The 18478-nt window shown below is 68.8% G+C and carries 18 protein-coding genes, 1 tRNA gene and 1 other RNA gene; 12 read left to right on the forward strand and 8 right to left on the reverse strand.

Annotated features, from left to right (window positions below; genetic code table 11):
- Positions 1–4: 4 nt before the first annotated feature.
- Entirely contained in the window at positions 5–613 is a 609-nt protein-coding gene (locus L942_RS12085; RefSeq protein WP_051165894.1) for a TetR/AcrR family transcriptional regulator, read from the reverse strand.
- An 84-nt stretch (positions 614–697) separates the two neighbouring features.
- Here L942_RS12085 and L942_RS12090 point away from each other — a divergent pair, with 84 nt between their 5' ends.
- Complete coding sequence (locus L942_RS12090) at positions 698–1588, forward strand: oxygenase MpaB family protein (protein WP_051165895.1); 891 nt, start codon at positions 698–700, stop codon at positions 1586–1588.
- Between the two features lie 21 nt (positions 1589–1609).
- Here L942_RS12090 and L942_RS12095 read toward each other — a convergent pair whose 3' ends face one another.
- Complete coding sequence (locus tag L942_RS12095) at positions 1610–2164, reverse strand: PPA1309 family protein (RefSeq protein ID WP_037359097.1); 555 nt, start codon at positions 2162–2164, stop codon at positions 1610–1612.
- 168 nt (positions 2165–2332) lie between these two features.
- On the opposite strand from L942_RS12095, the gene L942_RS12100 reads away from it, so the two are divergent.
- The 6 genes from L942_RS12100 to ftsX all read left to right on the forward strand — a co-directional run bounded on the left by L942_RS12100 (position 2333) and on the right by ftsX (position 9080).
- On the forward strand, positions 2333–5305 hold the full coding sequence (locus L942_RS12100) for a UPF0182 family protein (RefSeq protein ID WP_200862787.1): 2973 nt from the start codon (positions 2333–2335) through the stop codon (positions 5303–5305).
- 67 nt (positions 5306–5372) lie between these two features.
- A tRNA-Met gene (locus tag L942_RS12105) sits at positions 5373–5446 on the forward strand.
- A gap of 240 nt (positions 5447–5686) precedes the next feature.
- Positions 5687–6187, forward strand: a complete 501-nt coding sequence (locus L942_RS12110) for a PadR family transcriptional regulator (RefSeq protein ID WP_037359035.1) — start codon at positions 5687–5689, stop codon at positions 6185–6187.
- 64 nt (positions 6188–6251) lie between these two features.
- Positions 6252–7355, forward strand: coding sequence for a peptide chain release factor 2 (prfB, locus tag L942_RS12115; RefSeq protein WP_037359037.1), 1104 nt, complete (start codon positions 6252–6254; stop codon positions 7353–7355).
- A 90-nt stretch (positions 7356–7445) separates the two neighbouring features.
- Positions 7446–8135: a cell division ATP-binding protein FtsE gene (gene ftsE / locus L942_RS12120; protein WP_037359040.1), complete on the forward strand. Its 690-nt coding sequence runs from the start codon at positions 7446–7448 to the stop codon at positions 8133–8135.
- A 51-nt stretch (positions 8136–8186) separates the two neighbouring features.
- Positions 8187–9080 (forward strand): permease-like cell division protein FtsX, encoded by an 894-nt coding sequence (gene ftsX / locus L942_RS12125; RefSeq protein ID WP_037359041.1) that lies wholly within the window; start codon positions 8187–8189, stop codon positions 9078–9080.
- Positions 9081–9140: 60 nt separating this feature from the next.
- On the opposite strand, the gene L942_RS12130 is transcribed toward ftsX, so the two are convergent.
- On the reverse strand, positions 9141–9590 hold the full coding sequence (locus L942_RS12130; protein ID WP_037359045.1) for a MarR family winged helix-turn-helix transcriptional regulator: 450 nt from the start codon (positions 9588–9590) through the stop codon (positions 9141–9143).
- A gap of 134 nt (positions 9591–9724) precedes the next feature.
- Between L942_RS12130 and L942_RS12135 the strand changes: the two genes are divergently transcribed.
- Genes L942_RS12135 through L942_RS12150 form a run of 4 tightly spaced genes read left to right on the forward strand, consistent with a single transcriptional unit; the run spans position 9725 to position 13456 of the window.
- Complete coding sequence (locus tag L942_RS12135) at positions 9725–11194, forward strand: MFS transporter (RefSeq protein ID WP_037359048.1); 1470 nt, start codon at positions 9725–9727, stop codon at positions 11192–11194.
- Positions 11191–12027 (forward strand): oxidoreductase, encoded by an 837-nt coding sequence (locus L942_RS12140; protein ID WP_037359052.1) that lies wholly within the window; start codon positions 11191–11193, stop codon positions 12025–12027. The genes L942_RS12135 and L942_RS12140 overlap by 4 nt, the downstream gene beginning before the upstream one ends.
- Positions 12028–12080: 53 nt before the next feature.
- The gene (smpB, locus tag L942_RS12145) at positions 12081–12563 is read left to right on the forward strand and encodes an SsrA-binding protein SmpB (RefSeq protein ID WP_037359055.1); all 483 of its coding nucleotides are present in this window, start codon (positions 12081–12083) and stop codon (positions 12561–12563) included.
- Positions 12560–13456, forward strand: coding sequence for an amidohydrolase family protein (locus L942_RS12150; protein WP_037359058.1), 897 nt, complete (start codon positions 12560–12562; stop codon positions 13454–13456). The genes smpB and L942_RS12150 overlap by 4 nt, the downstream gene beginning before the upstream one ends.
- Here L942_RS12150 and L942_RS12155 read toward each other — a convergent pair.
- The 5 genes from L942_RS12155 to L942_RS12175 all read right to left on the reverse strand — a co-directional run bounded on the left by L942_RS12155 (position 13446) and on the right by L942_RS12175 (position 17720).
- Positions 13446–14747: an acyltransferase family protein gene (locus L942_RS12155; RefSeq protein ID WP_037359061.1), complete on the reverse strand. Its 1302-nt coding sequence runs from the start codon at positions 14745–14747 to the stop codon at positions 13446–13448. The genes L942_RS12150 and L942_RS12155 overlap by 11 nt on opposite strands.
- A gap of 145 nt (positions 14748–14892) precedes the next feature.
- Entirely contained in the window at positions 14893–15111 is a 219-nt protein-coding gene (locus tag L942_RS12160; RefSeq protein ID WP_037359064.1) for a hypothetical protein, read from the reverse strand.
- Between the two features lie 87 nt (positions 15112–15198).
- Positions 15199–15840, reverse strand: a complete 642-nt coding sequence (locus L942_RS12165; protein ID WP_037359066.1) for a response regulator transcription factor — start codon at positions 15838–15840, stop codon at positions 15199–15201.
- Positions 15841–15897: 57 nt separating this feature from the next.
- Entirely contained in the window at positions 15898–17031 is a 1134-nt protein-coding gene (locus tag L942_RS12170) for a sensor histidine kinase (protein WP_037359069.1), read from the reverse strand.
- Complete coding sequence (locus tag L942_RS12175; protein ID WP_037359072.1) at positions 17028–17720, reverse strand: sensor domain-containing protein; 693 nt, start codon at positions 17718–17720, stop codon at positions 17028–17030. Before L942_RS12175 ends, L942_RS12170 begins: the two co-directional genes overlap by 4 nt.
- Positions 17721–17918: 198 nt before the next feature.
- Between L942_RS12175 and ssrA the strand changes: the two genes are divergently transcribed.
- Positions 17919–18293, forward strand: a transfer-messenger RNA (tmRNA) gene (gene ssrA, locus L942_RS42485).
- Positions 18294–18478: the final 185 nt, after the last annotated feature.

The following is an 18478-nucleotide window of genomic DNA, read 5'->3' on the forward strand; positions in this document are numbered from 1 at the left end:
CTGGTCAGCCGAACTCGCTGGTCACCGCGAGGCCGACGCGCCGCAGGACGTCGACGATGCTCGCCGTGGTGCCGGGGGAACCGGCGGCGAGCCAGCGACGCAGCACCTCGGTGGTCCCCGCGACCACGAGCACGAACGCCGTCCGGGCGTCCGGATCGTCCTCGTGCCCGGGGAGCAGGAGGCTGACGAGAAGATCGGCGAACTCGGTGTAGGCCTCGCCGCGGCGTTGTTCCAAGACCGGCTGGTGGTTCGCTTCCACCCACAACCGGCTCACCCGGGGATCGGTCGCGATGGCCTCCACGGTGGCGGTGACCAGCCGGGTCATCCGCTCCTCCGCGGACGCGGGAGCATCCTCCAGAGCCGTCTCCAATGCTGCCCGGACGGCCTCGAAAACCCCGGTCAGCACTGCGGTCAAGAGCGTCTCGCGGTCCGCGAAGCTCTCGTAGAAATAGCGCTTCGACAGGCCTGCCCGCCGGCAGACGAGGTCCACCGTCGTTTCGGCGACCCCGACCTCGCCGACCACGTCGAGCCCTGCCTCCAGGAGCTGGTTCCGGCGCTGGCGGCGGCGGTCTTCGGCACTGACGCCGCGGTAGGGGCGGACTACTTCAGGCACCGGGCCATCTTGACACACGCGCGTTCCTAGTTGATAGTCGGCAGAATCAGGAACGCTGACGTTCTTACTTAGTCCGGAGGCATCATGAGCGGACTTGCCGGCGGGCGCGGCCTCGCCGCGGCCATCGCCGCCCTCGACCCGGTACGGGACAACGAGGCGATCACCCACCTCAGCCTGGGCGTCCGGTACGGCGACGCGATGTTCGTGCACGGTGCCTACACGGTCGCGTTCGCCCGCCAGGTCGCTTCGCCGTCGATCGCGCGGATCGTCTACCGCACGGGCACCGGCGACATGATGCGGAACGTCCGGCGGCGCAACGACCACACGCTCGTCTTCTTCGGCGAGATGATCCGGCACGGGCACAGCAGCGAAGCCGGCCGCCGGGTGATCGACCGGATGGAGGAGATCCACGCCCGGTTCGGGATCACCGGCGAGGACAAGCTGTTCACGCTCGGGTCGCTGATCTTCGAGCCGGGCCGGATCCTCGGCGAGCTGGGACTGGAGGTCTTCACCGAGGCCGAGGACCTGGCGCATTACTGCTTCTGGCGGGGCGTCGGCGAGTACCTGGGCCTGGACATCCCGCCCAGTCGGCAGGAGTTCCTGAACTGGATCCACGGCTACGAAGAGCGGCTCGGCTTCACCGACGGCGGCCGCGCCCTCGTCGAGCAGCTGTTCGTCGACTGGCGTCGCTGGTTTCCCGGACCCGCGCGCCGGCTCGCCGCGCCGAGTCTGCTGCTCCTCATGGGCAGGCAGCTGCGCGAGATCCATCGGTTGCCCGAGCCGCCCGCCACGGTGCGGCGAGCCGGGCCGCGCCTGGTGTCGGCGTACCTCGGCTTCCAAGGGAGCCGTCCGCACCGCACCGGCAGATCATGGTCCGACCACTTCGTCGACCCGCACGCGGGCGTGGTCGACATCGCCCGCTACGGGCATCGGCCGCTTCGGAAACCTCGCCCGGTTTCCGAAGCGGCGGAATGAACCGCCGCCTCGGTCCGCCGCTCAGGGCTGCAAGGTCGTCTTCAGCGCTTCCACCAGATTCGGCGCGAGATCCGGGCTTTCCACCAGTTCGTCGACCGCGTCCTCGTTCTCGTCGCCCGGCTGGACGCCGCGCAGCCGCATGACGCAGGCCGCGTCGCCTTCGCGCAGGACGGCGGCGACCAGCCGGGCCTCGGTGCGGCGCGGGTGGTCCGCGGCGGCGCGGCGGAGGCTTTCGGCGTCCGCTTCGGCGATTCCTTCGAGTTCCGCCTCCGCGTCCGGCGGCAGCACGATGATCTCCTGCGCCAGCGCGCAGCCGACCACGATCTCCGGCCACGCGATCCGGCCAAGCGATTCGGCGAGATCGCCCTCCGGCAGCGCCTCCTGGGCCACCGGCGTCAGCGGGTTCGCCCGGTCGAGCTGACCGGCCAGCTCGGGCTGTTCGTCCAGCAGCGCCGCGGTCGGCACCAGCGCGAACAACTGCGGCGGCTGGTTCCAGCCCGCGGCCGCGACGAACTCTTCGACTTCCCGGGCCAGCCCGGCGACAGGGTGGGCGGCAGACGGCTCACTCGGTGGCATGGCGACCATCGTGTCAGGCGTCCCCGCGACGCGCCGCGCGTGCCCGGTTTGGGCGGTCCCGGGAACTCGCGACACCATCCGTAGAGTTAGAGGTCACGGGGGACACCGCTGCCCCCCGGAGAACGTGTTCACGAAGACAGGAGCGTTGCCGTGGCGACTCGGCCCCCGGTGAGCCTGAAGCTGTCCCGGCGCAGCCGGATCCTTCTCATCATCGCCGCGGTGATCGTGCTGGCCCTGCTGGCCGGCGTCCGGTTGCTCGACACCTACGTGGACTGGCTGTGGTTCGGCGAACTGCAGGCCCGCTCGGTCTTCACCACGGAGCTGGTCACTCGCGTCGTGCTCTTCCTCGCGGTCGGGCTGCTGGTCGGCGGGGCGCTCGCGGTCAGCCTGCTGATCGCCTACCGGACCCGCCCGGTGTTCGTGCCGGTGTCCGGCCGCGACGATCCGCTGTCGCGCTACCGCTCGGTGATCGTCAGCCGGATCCGGCTGTTCGGCATCGGCATCCCGGTGCTCACCGGCGTCATCTCCGGCGCGTCGGCGACCGGGGACTGGCAGACGATCCAGCTGTTCCTCAACGGCACCTCGTTCGGGCAGAAAGACCCCGAGTTCGGCATCGACCTCGGCTTCTACGCGTTCTCCCTGCCGTTCGTGAACTGGCTGCTCGGCTGGCTGTTCGTCGCTGTCGTCGTCTCGTTCTTCGGCGCGCTGATCGCGCACTACATCTTCGGCGGCATCCGGCTCGCCGGCCGCGGCGGCCAGCTGGCCGGCCCGACGCGCGCGCAGCTCGCGATCACCGTCGGGATCTTCGTGCTGCTGAAGGCGGTCGAGTACTTCTTCGACCGGTACAACCTGCTGCTGTCCGACCGGAACATGCCGCTGTTCAACGGCGCCACCTACACCGACCTCAACGCGGTGCTCCCGGCGAAGCTGATCCTGCTGTGCATTTCGGTGATCTGCGCGATCGCGTTCTTCGCCGGCGCGTTCCTGCGGAATCTGCAGCTGCCGGCGATTTCGCTGGTCCTGCTGATCCTCTCCGGCGTGCTCGTCGGCGTCGCCTGGCCGGCGATTCTCGACCAGTTCTCGGTCAAGCCGAACGCCAACGAAAAGGAAGCGACGTCGATCCAGCGCAACATGGACGCGACGCGCGCGGCGTACGGCCTCGCCAACGTGAAATACGAGCAGTACCCGGGCAAGACCGACACCACCGCGGACGCGGTGAAGGCCGACACCGGCACGGTCTCCAACATCCGGCTGCTCGACCCGAACATCCTCAGCGACACCTTCACTCAGCGCGTCGGCCGCGAGAACTTCTACGGCTTCCCGTCCAAGCTGGACATCGACCGGTACACCATCGGCGGCACCACGCAGGACTACATCGTGGCCGCCAAGGAAATGAAGACCGACGGGCTCACCGGCAACCAGAACAACTGGATCAACAAGCACATGGTCTACACGCACGGCAACGGCTTCGTGGCCGCGCCGGCGAACACGATCGACCGTGCGGTGAAGGATTCCAACTCCGACGGCGGCTACCCGATCGCCACCACGAGCGACACCACCAACCCCACCGGAGCCGGCTCGATCAACGGCCAGCCGGGCATCAAGGTCGACCAGCCGCGGATCTACTACGGCGAGCTGACCAACCAGTCCGACTACGCGATCGTCGGCGGCACCCCGGGCAAGGCCCCGGGCGAGTACGACACCGACGCCCAGCGCGGCTACCTCTACCAGGGCAAGGGCGGCGTCTCGCTCGACAACTGGTTCAACCGGCTGATGTTCGCCGCCGAATACCGCGAACCGAAAATCCTCTTCTCCGACGCCATCGGCGACGGCTCGAAGATCATGTACAACCGCGAACCGCGCGACCGCGTCGCGAAGGTGGCCCCGTGGCTCACCCTCGACGGCGACCCGTACCCCGCGGTGGTCAACGGCCGCATCCAGTGGATCGTCGACGGCTACACCACGCTCGACAACTACCCGTACGCCCAGCAGACGCAGCTCGGCGAAGCGACCAACGACTCGCTCAACGGCGTCACCAAACAGGCGAACAACTCGATCAATTACATCCGCAACTCGGTGAAGGCGACCGTCGACGCGTTCGACGGCACCGTCACGCTGTATTCGATCGACGACAACGAACCCGTCCTCAAGGCATGGGAGAAGGTCTTCCCGGGCATGGTGAAACCCAGCTCGGCGATCTCGCCGGAACTGCGCTCGCACTTCCGCTACCCCGAGGACCTGTTCAAAGTCCAGCGCGAACTGCTCGCCCGCTACCACGTCGACAGCCCGCAGGAATTCTATGCGCAGCAGGCGTTCTGGAGCGTCCCGCAGGACCCGACCGAGGACGGCAGCTCCACCACCGCCGGATCGAACGTCGCCAACCAGCCCGGGTACTACGTCCTCGCCGACGCGGCGGGCGAAGGCAGGCCGACCTTCCAGCTGACCAGCGCCCTCACCGGCCTGCAACGGCAATACCTTTCCGCCTGGATGTCCGTTTCCTCGGATCCGCAGGACTACGGCACCATCCGCGTCCTGAAACTGCCCCCGGCCAGCGGAGCGAACCAGGTCGACGGACCCGTCCAGGTGCAAAACCGGTTCCAGAGCGACCCCCGCGTCGCCCAAGACCGGACCTTGCTGAACAACCCCAACGTCATCCCCATCTACGGCAACCTGATCACCCTGCCGGTCGCGGACGGATTCCTGTACGTCGAACCCGTCTACATCCGCCAGCGCAACCAGCTCAGCTATCCGCAGCTGGCGCGCGTGCTCGTCTCCTACGGAGCCAAGATCGGCTTCGCGTCCACCCTCAACGAGGCACTCGACCAAGTCTTCGGCAAGGGCACCGGCGCGGCCGCCACCACCCCGAAGGAAGGCGAACCCGGCACCACGACCACCACCCCGCCGACCACCAGCACCACCGCGCCGCCGCCCAGCACGGGCGGCAGCAACCCGGCCATGGACAAGGCAGTCGCCGACATCCAAGCCGCGCTCGCCAAGCTCAAAGCGGCACAACAGTCAGGCAACTTCGCCGACCAAGGCGCGGCGCTCCAAGCCCTCGACGCCGCCACCAAGGAGTACAACTCCGCCAAACCGACCACCCCGCCGCCCAGCAGCGGACCGCAATCCCAGCCCGGCGGGTGACCTCGGTTACGTAACCGGCACCTGCTTTGCGCCCGCTGGAAACCCAGGCGTAAAATAGGTGCCACGACGCGGGGTGGAGCAGCTCGGTAGCTCGCTGGGCTCATAACCCAGAGGTCGCAGGTTCAAATCCTGTCCCCGCTACGCAGATACAAAGCCGGGGCTCGTGCGGATGCACGGGCCCCGGCTTTTTTGTGCGCCATTCGGCCGTCGCTCGGGTGGTGGTTGCGGCGCGGTGATCGTTTCGGCAGTGGTTGCGGAGCGTGGCAGAGTCTACTGTGGACATACCTGCGGACTGGGCTGTTAGAGGGGTTGCCGCTGGCCACAATGGACTGATTCGTGACCACTGTGGACACAGCGGCGGATAAGTGGGACCGTAGAGGGGTGTCCGAATTGAATGCAACCGCCGCCGCTCTGCTCGGTCTGCTCCACGACGGCCCCGCCACCGGCGGGCAGCTCGTCTCGGGCGCCGACGAGCGCTTCGGCGCCTTCTTCAGCGTCACCCGCAGCCAGGTCTACCGCGAGCTCCCGGCGCTCTCGAAAGAGGGCCTCGTCCGGCTCGGCAAGCAGGGACCCCGTTCGAGCCAGCAGTACGTGCTCACCGCGGCAGGCAAGAAGGCCTTCAAGACGTGGCTCACGTCCGAGGCCGGACCCGACCACCTGCGCAGCCCGCTCATCCTGCGGCTCGTGCACGCCGGCTCCCTGACCGCCAAACAGCGCGGCGCCCTGCTCGACAGCGCCCGCGCCACCTACCAGGCGCAGCTCGAGGAGGCCAAGAACGCCACCAAGGCCGCCGACGGCCCCTACGCCAAGGCGGTCGCCGAGTTCGCCCAGGCGCAGGCCAAGGCCGCCCTGAAGCTGCTCGACTCGATCCCGCAGGCCTGAGCGCCGCCCCGGCCCCACGACCGGTTCGCGACCGGTCGTGGGTTTTGCCGTAACCTTGTCCGACGTGAGCGATGAGTTCGATGCGGCACTGAAGGACCTGACCGGCAAGCTGACGCAGATCGAGTCGGTGATGGACCTCGAAGCGCTGCGTGCGCAGGTCGCCGAGCTCGAGGAGCAGGCGTCCAGCCCCACCCTCTGGGACAACGTCGAGGAAGCCCAGAAGGTCACCAGCCAGCTGTCCCACCGGCAGGCCGAGCTGCGCCGCGTCTCCGAACTGCGCCAGCGCCTCGACGACCTCGGCGTCCTGTACGAGCTCGCCGCCGACGAAGGCGACACCAGCAGCATGACCGAGGCCGAGGGCGACCTCGCCGACCTCGCCAAGGACATCGACGCGCTCGAAGTCCGCACCCTGCTGTCCGGCGAATACGACGACCGCAACGCCGTCGTCAACATCCGCTCCGAAGCCGGCGGCGTCGACGCGGCCGACTTCGCCGAAATGCTGCTCCGGATGTACCTGCGCTGGGCGGAACGCCACGGCTACCCGACCGACGTCTTCGACATCTCCTACGCCGAAGAAGCCGGCATCAAGTCCGCCACCTTCAAGGTGACCGCCCCGTACGTCTACGGCACCCTCTCGGTCGAACAAGGCACCCACCGCCTCGTCCGGATCTCGCCGTTCGACAACCAGAGCCGCCGGCAGACGTCCTTCGCGCACGTCGAGGTGCTGCCCGAGGTCGAGGAAGTCGACCACGTCGACATCCCGGAAAAAGACATCCGCGTCGACGTGTACCGCTCGTCCGGCCCCGGCGGCCAGAGCGTCAACACGACCGACTCCGCGGTCCGCCTCACCCACATCCCCACCGGCATCGTCGTCTCCTGCCAGAACGAGAAATCGCAGCTGCAGAACAAGGCGGCCGCGATGAAGGTCCTCCAGGCGCGCCTCCTTCAGCGCAAAAAAGAGGAGGAACGGGCCGAAATGGACGCGCTCAAGGACGGCGGCTCCAGCTGGGGCAACCAGATGCGCTCCTACGTGCTGCACCCGTACCAGATGGTGAAGGACCTGCGGACCGAGTTCGAGGTCGGCAACCCGAGCGCGGTGCTCGACGGCGACATCGACGGCTTCCTCGAGGCCGGGATCCGCTGGCGCAAGCAGGCGAACGCGGCCTGACCTCCCCCGGGCGGCGGCGGAACGAGGCGAGGGTCACCCAAGGCACCGGCAACCCGGGCTTAACGGGGCCCATGGGTAGTATGCCGAACCGTGATCCGGCTCGAAGAGGTTTCCAAGGTCTACAAGACCTCGACCCGTCCCGCCCTCGAACGGGTGTCGGTCGAGATCGACAAGGGTGAGTTCGTCTTCCTCATCGGCCCGTCCGGTTCCGGGAAGTCGACGTTCCTGCGGCTGCTGCTGCGCGAGGAAGTGCCCTCCAAGGGACGGGTCATGGTGTCGAACTTCGACGTCGCCAAGCTCGCCCGGCGCAGGGTCCCCCGCCTGCGCCAGACCATCGGTTGCGTGTTCCAGGACTTCCGGCTGCTGGCCAACAAAACCGTCGCGGAAAACGTCGCGTTCGCCCTCGAGGTCATCGGGAAACCGCGGCCCACGATCCGCAAGGTCGTGCCCGAGGTGCTCGAGCTCGTCGGCCTCGAAGGCAAGGCCGACCGGCTGCCCAACGAGCTCTCCGGCGGCGAGCAGCAACGCGTCGCGATCGCCCGCGCGTTCGTGAACCGCCCGCTCGTCCTGCTCGCCGACGAGCCCACCGGGAACCTCGACCCGGACACCAGCCAGGACATCATGCTGCTGCTGGAGCGCATCAACCGCACCGGCACCACCGTGCTGATGGCCACGCACGACCATTCCATCGTGGACTCGATGCGGCGGCGGGTCGTCGAACTGCAGCTCGGTCGCGTGATCCGCGACGACGCCCGGGGCGTCTACGGCATCGGCCGCTGACGCCCACCGCCCCCGCCCCTTCCCGCCCCGAACCAAGGAATCACCAGAGCGATGCGTGCCAGTTTCGTCTTCAGCGAGGTCGTCACCGGTTTGCGCCGGAACGTCACGATGACCATCGCGATGATCCTCACCACCGCGGTCTCGCTCGCCATGCTCGGCGGCGGTCTGCTCGCCGTGCGCACGATCGACAAGATGAAGGCGAACTTCCTCGCCGAAGTCGAGGTTTCGGTCTCGCTGGTCGACGACGTGAGCGCGAACGACAAGAACTGCACGCAGGCGCTCTGCAACGGGCTCCGCCAGTCGCTGCAGAACAACCCCGGCGTCGAATCGGTCGTCTACGAGAACCGCGACCAGGCCTACGACCGGTTCAAGAAGATCTTCGCGAGCCAGCCCGAGCTGCTCGAGCTGACCGGTCCCGAGGCGCTGCCCGCGTCGCTGCAGGTGAAGCTGAAGGACCCGGACCGGTCCGACGCGATCATCAAGCAGTACACCGGCCAGCCCGGCGTCAAGAAGGTCGACGACCAGAAGAAATTCCTCGACCGCGTCTTCAACGTCTTCAACGGCGTCCGGAACATCGCGTTCGTGATGGCGCTCATCATGGCCGTCGCCGCCCTCCTGCTGATCGCGAACACCATTCAGGTCTCGGCGTTCACGAGGCGGACGGAAGTCGGCATCATGCGCCTGGTGGGCGCGACACGCTGGTATACCCAGCTGCCGTTCCTCTTGGAGGCGGTGGTCGCCGGCACGGTCGGCGCCGTGCTCGGGGTGGTGTTCCTGCTGCTGACGAAGCTGTCCTTCCTCGACACGGTCTTCACCGGCGAAGTGTTCCCGCAGATCACCACGCTCGAGGTGCTGTTCCCGGTCGCGCCGATCTTGCTCGCGGTGTCGATCGTGATCTCGGCGATCACCGGATACGTCACGCTGCGGCTGTACGTGCGCCACTAGCCGCTCTTCTTCGCACCCCGAACCGCCCGGTGAACCTCTTCGCCGGGCGGTTCGTGCGTTTCAGCCGCCTTCGCCCAGCACCTTGACCGCGCGCGCCAAGAGCGCACGCAGCCGCTCTTCCTCTTCCGGCTCGAACTCCGCGGACAACCGCGCCTCGACCGCGAGCGCGGCTTCGTTCGCCTTGCGGAAGACGGCGTGCCCCGACCGCGTCAAGCGAGCGATGAGCACCTGTGCGTGCACCTCCGACGGGGTGCGCTCGACCAGGTTCTTCGACTCCAAAGTGGACAACAGGGACGTCATGCTCTGCGGCGTCACGCAGCACACCCGGGCCAGCTGCGCCCCGGACAGCGGCGCGACCGACAACGCGTGCATCGCCGCGTACTGCGGAACCGACAGGCCGAACGGCTTGAGCACGCGGCCTTTCTCCGCCATCAAGGCCACTTCGGCGCGCTTGAGGTGAGTGCCGAGCCGCGGGTCCAGCTTCTCCGCGATCCGCTCTTCGACGCCCATTGCGACCTCCTAGCTCGTCTCCAAACTATCAGCCTTCGAACATGGCCTCGGCCCCTGCGACTTGACATCAGGGTGCGAACGCTGCTTCGATCTTTGGTGTATATCAGACTTCGAATGGTTTGAGTGGGGAGTCCATGGGGGTCATCGCCGCGCCGCGGCGGGTCAAGCCCGGTCTCACGTTGTTCGCGGTATGCGCGGCGATCGTGCTGGTCCCGGTCACCGCGACCGGTGCGTCGCTCGCGCTGCCCGACATCAGCGGCAGCCTCGCCACCAGCCTCTCGTCCGCGCAGTGGGTGGTGAACGCGTTCTTCCTGACCTTCGCCAGCTTCATGGCGATCACCGGTTCGCTGGCCGATCTCACCGGTCGGCGGAGGATGTTCGCCGCCGGCATCGGGCTGTTCTGCGCCGCGATGCTGGTGGCGGCGTGCGCGCCGTCGATCGGGGTGCTGATTGCCGCCAGGGTCGTCGCCGGGATCGGTGCGGCCTGCGTGATCACCGGCGGCAGCGCGCTGCTCGCGCACACCTTCGAGGGAGCCGCGCGGGCGCGGGCGTTCGGCCTGTTCGGCACGGCGATCGGGCTCGGTCTGGCATTCGGTCCGCTGGCCGCCGGGGTGCTGGTGACCTCGCTGGGCGGGTGGCGGATGTTCTTCGGCGTCGCCGCGGTGGTGCTGCTGCCGTTGCTGGGGGTGGTGCCGAAGCTGGCCGAATCGAAGGACGCGCATCCGGCCGGTCCGGACTGGCCGGGTGCGCTCGCCTTCACTCTTGGGCTGTCGTTGTTCGTGCTCGCGCTGGTCGAAGGCCCGGAACTCGGCTGGGACAGTCCGCTGGTGCTGGGCTCCTTCGCCGGGTTCGCGGTCCTGCTGGCCGGGTTCGTGGCGCTCGAACGGCGCGCGGAACACCCGATGATCGACGTGTCGCTGTTCGCTCAGCCGCGATTCCTGGCGATTTGCGCGATGCCGGTGCTGCTGGCCTTCGGGTTCGTAGCGCTGCTGATCGCGCTTCCGGCGTACTTCATGGCGGTCGACGGAATGAGCGCGCTCTCCGCCGGTCTGCTGCTGATGCTGCTCACCGGGCCGACGCTGGTCGTGCCCGTCGTGGTGAGCTCGATCGCGCACTGGGTGTCGCAGCGGCTGCTGCTGGTGGCGACCCTGCTGCTCGTCGCGGTCGGAGCGTCCTGGCTGACCGTGGTGCACCCGGGCGCGGAAACCGGGGAGATCGCCGGACCGCTGCTGTGCATCGGGGCCGGGTTCGGCGTTTCGCTGGCGATTCTCGACGGGGCCGCGGTGTCGTCGGTGGAACCGGCTCGGGCCGGGATGGCGGCGGGCGTGTTCAACACGATGCGGCTGGGCGGGGAATCCGTGTCGATCGCCGTGCTGGGCTCGCTGCTCGCCGCGGTGACCCAGTCCCGGCTCGGGTCCGGGCTGGGTCCGGACCGGGCGGGCGCGATCACCGCGAAGCTGCTGCAAGGGGAACAAATCGGCGGTGCACCGGCGGCTGCTGCGTACACGAGCGCACTGCACGTCGGGCTTTGGACCATCGCCGCGATATCGACGCTCGGCGCGATCGCGGTCGGGCTGCTTACCAAGGATGGGGAAACGGCATGAGTGCACGGGTTTGGCTGATCACGGGGGCTTCGTCGGGGTTCGGCCGGGAGCTGGCGGTCGCCGCGCTGGCGGCCGGGGACACCGTGGCGGCGGCGGTACGGCGTCCGGAATCGGTCGCTGACCTGGTCGCGAGCGCACCGGACCGGATCTCGGCAGTGCGGCTCGACGTGACCGACGAGGCGCGGATCGAGCCGGCGGTGGCCGAGGTGCTCGACCGGTACGGCCGGATCGACGTGCTGGTCAACAACGCGGGCCGGGGACTCATCGGAGCGGCCGAGGAAGTCGCTGCGGCCGAGCTGCGGGCCTTGATGGACCTCAACTTCTTCGGCCCGGTCGCGCTGACCAAGGCCGTGCAGCCGCACCTGCGGGAGCGGGGCAGCGGCGCGATCGTGCAGATGAGCAGCCAGGCCGGGCGCTTCGCGTTCGGCGGCGTCAGCGCGTACGCCTCGACCAAGTTCGCGCTCGAAGGCTGGTCGGAGGCGCTGGCGGAGGAACTCGCGCCGTGGGGCGTCCACGTGCTGATCGTCGAGCCGGGCGCCTTCCGCACGGCGTTCAACGAGCCGGGAGTGCTGCTGTTCACCGAGGAGGGCGGGGCATACCGCGAGCAGCTCGGGCCGATCCGCACCCAGCTGGCCGAGGTGGCCGGCCGGCAGCCGGGCGACCCGGTCAAGGCCGCCGAAGCGATCCTCGCCGCGCTGGCCGCCGAACGTCCTCCGCTGCGGCTCGCGCTGGGCACGGACGCGGCGGACAACGTCGCGGCCAGTTACGAGCGCGGGCAGGCCGAGCTCGCGGCGTGGGAAAAGGTCGCCCGGAGCACTGACTTCGCCGGGTGACCGGCCGGAAACCGGCGTGCTTGATCACCTGGGCGCCACGTAAACTGGCGGGTATGCCCAAGGAACGTGGACAGAAGGTCATCGCGTCGAACCGCAAGGCTCGGCACGACTACTCCATCCTGGACACCTATGAGGCCGGGATGGTGCTGCAGGGCACGGAGGTCAAAAGCCTCCGGGCCGGCAAAGCCTCCCTTGTGGACGCGTTCGCGACGGTGGACGACGGCGAGGTGTGGCTGCGCAACGTCCACATCCCCGAGTACACGCAGGGCACCTGGACCAACCACATGCCGCGGCGCACGCGGAAGCTGCTGCTGCACCGGCGGGAGATCGAACGGCTCATCGGCAAGACCAAGGAAAGCGGTCTCTCGCTGGTGCCGCTGTCGATGTACTTCAAGGACGGCAAGGTCAAGGTCGAAATCGCGCTGGCCCGAGGCAAGAAGGCCTACGACAAGCGGCAGACGCTGGCCAAACGCGACGCGCAGAAGGACATCAGCCGCGCGATGGGCCGGGCGTTGAAGGGCCGGTTCACGGAGTGAGCCCAGGGCCGGCCACCGACGCCGACGTCCCGGGCTGGATCGCCGGGCTCGGTCTCGACGGGATCGTCGACCTGCACGTCCACTTCCTGCCGAAGCCGGTGCTGGACAAGGTGTGGGCTTATTTCGACCGCGCCGAGCAGCATTACGGCACGCCGTGGCCGATCCACTACCGCACGCCGGAGACGGAGCGGATCGAAACGCTGCGCGCGCTGGGCGTGAAAACGTTCGCGCCGCTGGTGTACCCGCACAAGCCGGGCATGGCGGAGTGGCTCACGTCGTGGGCGCTGGAGTTCGCCGAGCAGGTGCCGGAAGCGGTGCCCACCGGCACGTTCTACCCGGAGCCGGGCGCGGCGTCCTCAGTGGACAGTGCGTTGCGCGCGGGAGCCCGGTGTTTCAAGGCGCACGTGCAGGTCGGGGCTTACGACCCGCGGGACGAACTGCTCGACGCGGTGTGGGGCTCGCTGTCCGACGCGGGCGTGCCGGCGGTGATCCACTGTGGACACGGGCCGTTGCGCGGCGATTTCACCGGACTCGAGGTGTTCGAGGAAGTCCTGCGACGGCATCCTCGCCTCACCGCCGTCCTCGCGCACGCGGCGATGCCCCAGTTCACCACCGCGTTCGAGCTGATGGCCCGCTACCCGCGAGTGCATCTCGACACCACGATGGTCGGCGTGCCGTTCGCGGAGGCGATGTCGCCGTTGCCGCCGGACTGGACGGCCCGGCTGGCGGAGGTCGCCGACCGCGTGGTCCTCGGCACCGACTTCCCGAACATTCCGTACTCCTACGCGACACAGCTGCGGGCGATCGCCGGCTGGGCGGCCGACGATCGCCTTGGCGAGCCGTTCCTGCGAGCGGTGCTGCACGACACCCCCGCGAAGCTGCTCAGCGTTTGACCGCCACCAGCTCGCGGTCCCGCGTCAGCGACACCTGACGTCCGGCCAGCGCGTACCCGGCCGCGACCAACGCCACCCACGGCACCGGGCCGGTCAGCAGGGTGTCGTTCAGCGGGGCGAACCCGTGCGCGGCCAGGCCGAGCAGGCCACCCGAGGCGAGCAGGCCCGCCAGCACCAGTTGCGGCGTCCGAGCGGTCACGACGAGGCCGTCCGGCTGCGTTTCGAAGCGCTCGAACAGGCGCAGCAGACCCAGCAACACCGCGCCGCACACGGCGAACCAGGCGGGTGCCATCAGGAACCACAGCGACGAACCCGGGGCGGGCGTCGAGTAGCCGAGGCCGAACACCGTCACTCCGGAGACCACGACCAGCGCCGGCATGTGCCACAGGTAGACCGACATGAACCGCGGGCTGAGCCAGCTGAGCGCCGCGGTGACGCGGGGGAGCGAGACGAGCTTGTCGCGGAAGGCCAGCAGGAAGCCGATTTGACCGAGCCCCAGGAACAGCAGCAGCACGGTGGGCGGGCTCATGTTGGACACCGGCGCACCGGGCATGCCGATCATGCTCGCCGGGTACGGACCGAACGCGACCATCAGCGCCGTCACCCCGAAACCGGCGGCGGACACGGCGAGCGCGGCGCGGCGGCTGACCGAGCCGAGGCGGCCTTCGACGTAGTGGAACCCGAGCTGGTGCACGGCGACCCAGACGATGACGGCGTTGGCGTAGCCGATCAGGCCGAGGTCGGAAAAGCGGGCTACGTCAACGAGAACGCCCAATCCGGCGAGCACTGCCGGAACGGCGAGTCCCCAGCGTCGGTGGGCGGCGACCATGAGCGGGGTGAGCAGCACGGTGAGCAGATAGACCGAGAGGAACCACAGCAGTTGCGCGGCGATCGCACCGGCCACCTGGACCGGTTGCGGTGGAACTCCCATGCCCCGCAACAGATCCGGCACGACGAGCCACACCGCCATCAGCGGCAGCACCGGAACGAGCAGCCGGCGCACGCGTCCGGCGAACCAGGCGCGGGTGGATTCCGCGCGGCGCAAGGAGATCAGGTTCGCCGCGCCGCCCGCGAAGAAGATCAACGGCATCACCTGCGACGCCCAGGTGATCAGCCACCAGCCGGGAGTCGCGAGCGCGTTGCCGGTGGCAAGAGTGTTGCCGGAGAAGGAAAGCACCGGCATCGTCCAGTGCTGCGCGACCACCGCGAGGATGGCTCCGGCGCGTACTACGTCCAGAAATCTGTCCCGGGTCGCCCTGGTGCCGCGGGTCCGCAGCTGGCTCGTCGTCATGCTGAAGAGCCTGTCGGTTTCCAGGCTCGCGAACAGCGGTGCAGACCACCGAAAACGGGGTCGGGGCAGCAGGAAGCGAAAGGTGGGGTTTGCCCTACCGCGGGGGCTCGTGAGTGGCTATGCCGGTTCTAACCGGCGTAAACACTCACGAGAGAGTGTCCGGCTCCGGTTCGGATTCGTGCGCCTGCACCCGGTACGCCCAGCCGTCCTCGGTGAGCCCGAGTTCGTACCGCGTCTCGATTTTCGGACCGCCGTGCAGGTGGATGTGGCGCACGATCGTGCCCGGAACCGGTTCCTCGTCGGCGAGTTCCTGCACCCGGCCGTCGAGCGGGCCGCCGAAGAAGCGGACGCTGCGGTCGGACATCGGATTCTCCTCGCTCGGTTCGGGCGGCATCAGTCCATGGTAGGCGAGGGACCCGGCGCGAGGCTGCCGTCAGTTCGAGTGAGGGTGCTAACGGCCCAGGTAGGTCAGGACCGCGCGGACCCGGCGGTGTTCCTCGGAACTGGCCTCGAGGCCGAGCTTCGAGAAGATGTTGCCGATGTGCTTCTCGACCGCGCCGTGCGACACGACCAGCGAGTTCGCGATGGCGTTGTTGGACAGTCCCTGGGCCATCAGGCCGAGCACCTCGGACTCGCGCGCGGTGAGCGAATCCAGCGGGTTGCGGCGGCCCCGGGCCATCAGCTGGGCGATGACGTCCGGGTCGATCGCGGTGCCGCCGTCCGCGACACGCCGTACCGCGTCGAGGAACTCGTCCACGTCGGCGACGCGCTCTTTCAGCAGGTAGCCGACGCCTCCGGCGCCACCGGACAGCAGCTCGACGGCGTAGCTCTCCTCGACGTATTGCGACAGCACGAGCACCGGCAGGCCGGCGACCTCCTTGCGGGCGGCCAGTGCGGCGCGCAAGCCCTCGTCGGTGAACGTCGGCGGCATCCGGACGTCGACAATCGCCAGGTCAGGGCGGTGCTCGGTGATCGCGCCGAGCAGGTCGTCGCCGTTGTCGACCGCGGCGACGGTCTCGATGCCCTCGTCGGCGAGCAATCGGGTGACCCCAGCCCGAAGCAGCACGGCGTCTTCGGCGATCACTACCCGCATCAAGGCCCCCAGGTCCGTGAGTGAAAAGCTCCCGGCAGCTATTCACTCACGAACGGGTCACCATTGACACGGCAGGTCCGCTCTGATGACCGTCGGCCCGCCGACCGGGCTCACGACGGTGATCACGCCGTCGATGGTCGCGGCTCGGTCGGCCAGCCCGGCAAGCCCGCCGCCAGGGCGAACCTCCGCGCCGCCGTGGCCGTTGTCGGTGATCTCGGCGATGACATGCGTGTCCGAGCGCCACACCTTCACCGTCGCCTCGGTGGCACCGGAGTGCTTGGCGATGTTGGTGAGGGTCTCGCCGACGATGAAGTACGCCGTGGTCTCGACTGCGGCCGGCGGGCGAGGCTCGACGTCGACGTGCACGTCCACCGGGATCGGCGACTTCGCGGCCTGCGCGGACAGGGCTGCGTCGAGACCGCGGTCGCCCAGCACGGCGGGGTAGATGCCGCGAGCGAGGTCGCGCAGTTCGGAAACGGCGAGCTTGGCGTCCGAATGGGCCTCGTCGATCAGCTCGCGCACCGCGTTCGGGTCGTGGTCGAACTTCGACTTCGCCCGGCCGAGGCTCATCGCGACGGCCACCAGCCGCTGCTGCGCGCCGTCGTGCAGGTCCCGCTCGATCCGGCGGCGTTCGGCTTCGGCGGCGTCGACGCCCCGAGCCCGCGACGCCTGCAGGTGTTCGGCCTTCTTTTCGAGCTTCTTGGTGCGGTTCGGGCCCAGCAGCGACAGCGCCAGGTTCCCGTGCAGCCAGCCCAGCCACGGAGTGACCCAGATCGCCATCGGCAGCAGCACGATCGACGCCAGCGCGATCGGCAGCTCGACGATCGACAGCGGGAACGCGATCATCAGGTAGGCCAGGTCGCGCCACGTCGTCGGGTCGGAAAGCCGGGTGAGCCAGCGGCGGGTCAGCGGCTGCCCGTCCAGCGGCAGCCGCTCGACCGGCCCGAGCGGGGTGCCGAGCATCCGGCGGGCCCAGCGCCGCTCCAGGTCGCCCGACCAGCGGATGAACCCGGTGACGGCCAGCAGGATCGGGAAGCCGATCCAGATGATGAGGGTCGCGGTGCCGACCGTCGCGCCGACCACGATGAGGACGAACTGCAGCAGGCGCAGCACGAACGACGGGATCAGGTACCCGATCGTGCGAGCCGGATGCGGGCGAGGGTGCTCCGGAGGCGGGTCTTGCGAAGTCATCCGGCCACCGTGATCCTGTCGAGCTCGTTCCACGAGCGCTCCATGCGCCGCCGCTGAGCGACCGTGGGCCGCAGGAACCCGGCCGCGAACGCGGCGTGCAAGGCCGCCAGGCCCTTGGTCAGGGCCACGGCGATCGCGGCGAACAGCACCCCCAGCGCCGCCCACGGCAGCGCGGCCACCGTCGAGTCGACGACGAACCACTGCACATCGTAGCTCGGGAAGGCGTAGACGCCGTCCGGAAGGAAGCGGTAGTAGATCGGCAGCGCGACGAGGCCCAAGCTGACCGCCCACACCGTCACGACCAGCACGAACTCCACCAGGCCGAGCGGGAAGAGCAGGAACAGGTAGGACAGGTCGCGCCAGGTCGCCGGGTCCTTCACCCGGGTCAGCCAGCGCTGCTTCTGCCCCGAGGGCGGCAACGGCAGATACGGATCGTCGACATACACGTCCAGCAGCGCGAATACCCGTCCCCGCTCGACCCGCCCCGCGGTCCGCGCGAACAGGACGAGCAGCCCGAGCAGCGGCACGCCCAGCCACACGACGAGCGTCCCCAGCCCCGCCGACCCCAGCGTCACGATGAGCGTGAACGAGAGGATGCCGAGAGGCAGGTTGAGCAGCAGATACGCCAACGCCCCGCCCAACGGCGGAGTGCGGCGCCCAAACCTGCGACCGGCGGGCACGGTGACCATGGCGGGGCTCCCTCACTGCGGAAACTGACCTGCTCAGCATGGCCGGGCGGGTCGAGGGCAACCAGGGGGCGAGCGGGCATCTTGGAGGTGGGGACAGCCCTACCCCGGGGCTGGCCGGGGCCCGGCCTGGGCCTGGCCGAGGCCGGAATTATCCGGTTGCCGGACGCGTTATGATGGGTGAGTTAAGAACACCTACAAGGGGGTGAACGGTTTCGACTCTGGACGTTGAATCAAGGGAAGCGTGCCGGTGCAGGCGAGAGACCACCGCAAGCGTCATCGCAACCTAATAAGCGCCAAGGCCAATAGCCAGCGCGACTTCGCTCTCGCTGCCTGATCGCAGTAGAGCAAGTCTGTCGGCCCGGGGTCGCCTCCGACCCGGTCGCCGGCATCAGCTAGGAGGCTCACCTCCAGTCCCGGCCACGGGGCCTGGCAGGGAAGCAAACAGTGGCTGGGCCCGTCACTTCAGCTTGTTCGCGTGACTGAAGGGGTCAAGCAGAGACACAGCGGACTGCGCACGGAGAAGCCTTGAGGATGCGCTAGAGGACCCGGGTTCAATTCCCGGCACCTCCACTCGATTCGCGGGAGAGCCCTGCCACGCTTGCGCGTTGGCCAGGGCTCTTCTTCGTATCTGCCTTGGGGGTCGGACCCCCAAACCCCCGCCAGGGGGCTGCGCCCCCTGGACCCCCATCGTGGTGGTTTCGTTGGGTGGGGCGGGTGTCGTTGGCTGGGTGGTTGGTGGGTGGGGGTGGGGTGCTGCG

The organism is Amycolatopsis orientalis DSM 43388 (assembly GCF_000411975.1).
Lineage (GTDB): Bacteria > Actinomycetota > Actinomycetes > Mycobacteriales > Pseudonocardiaceae > Amycolatopsis > Amycolatopsis orientalis_D.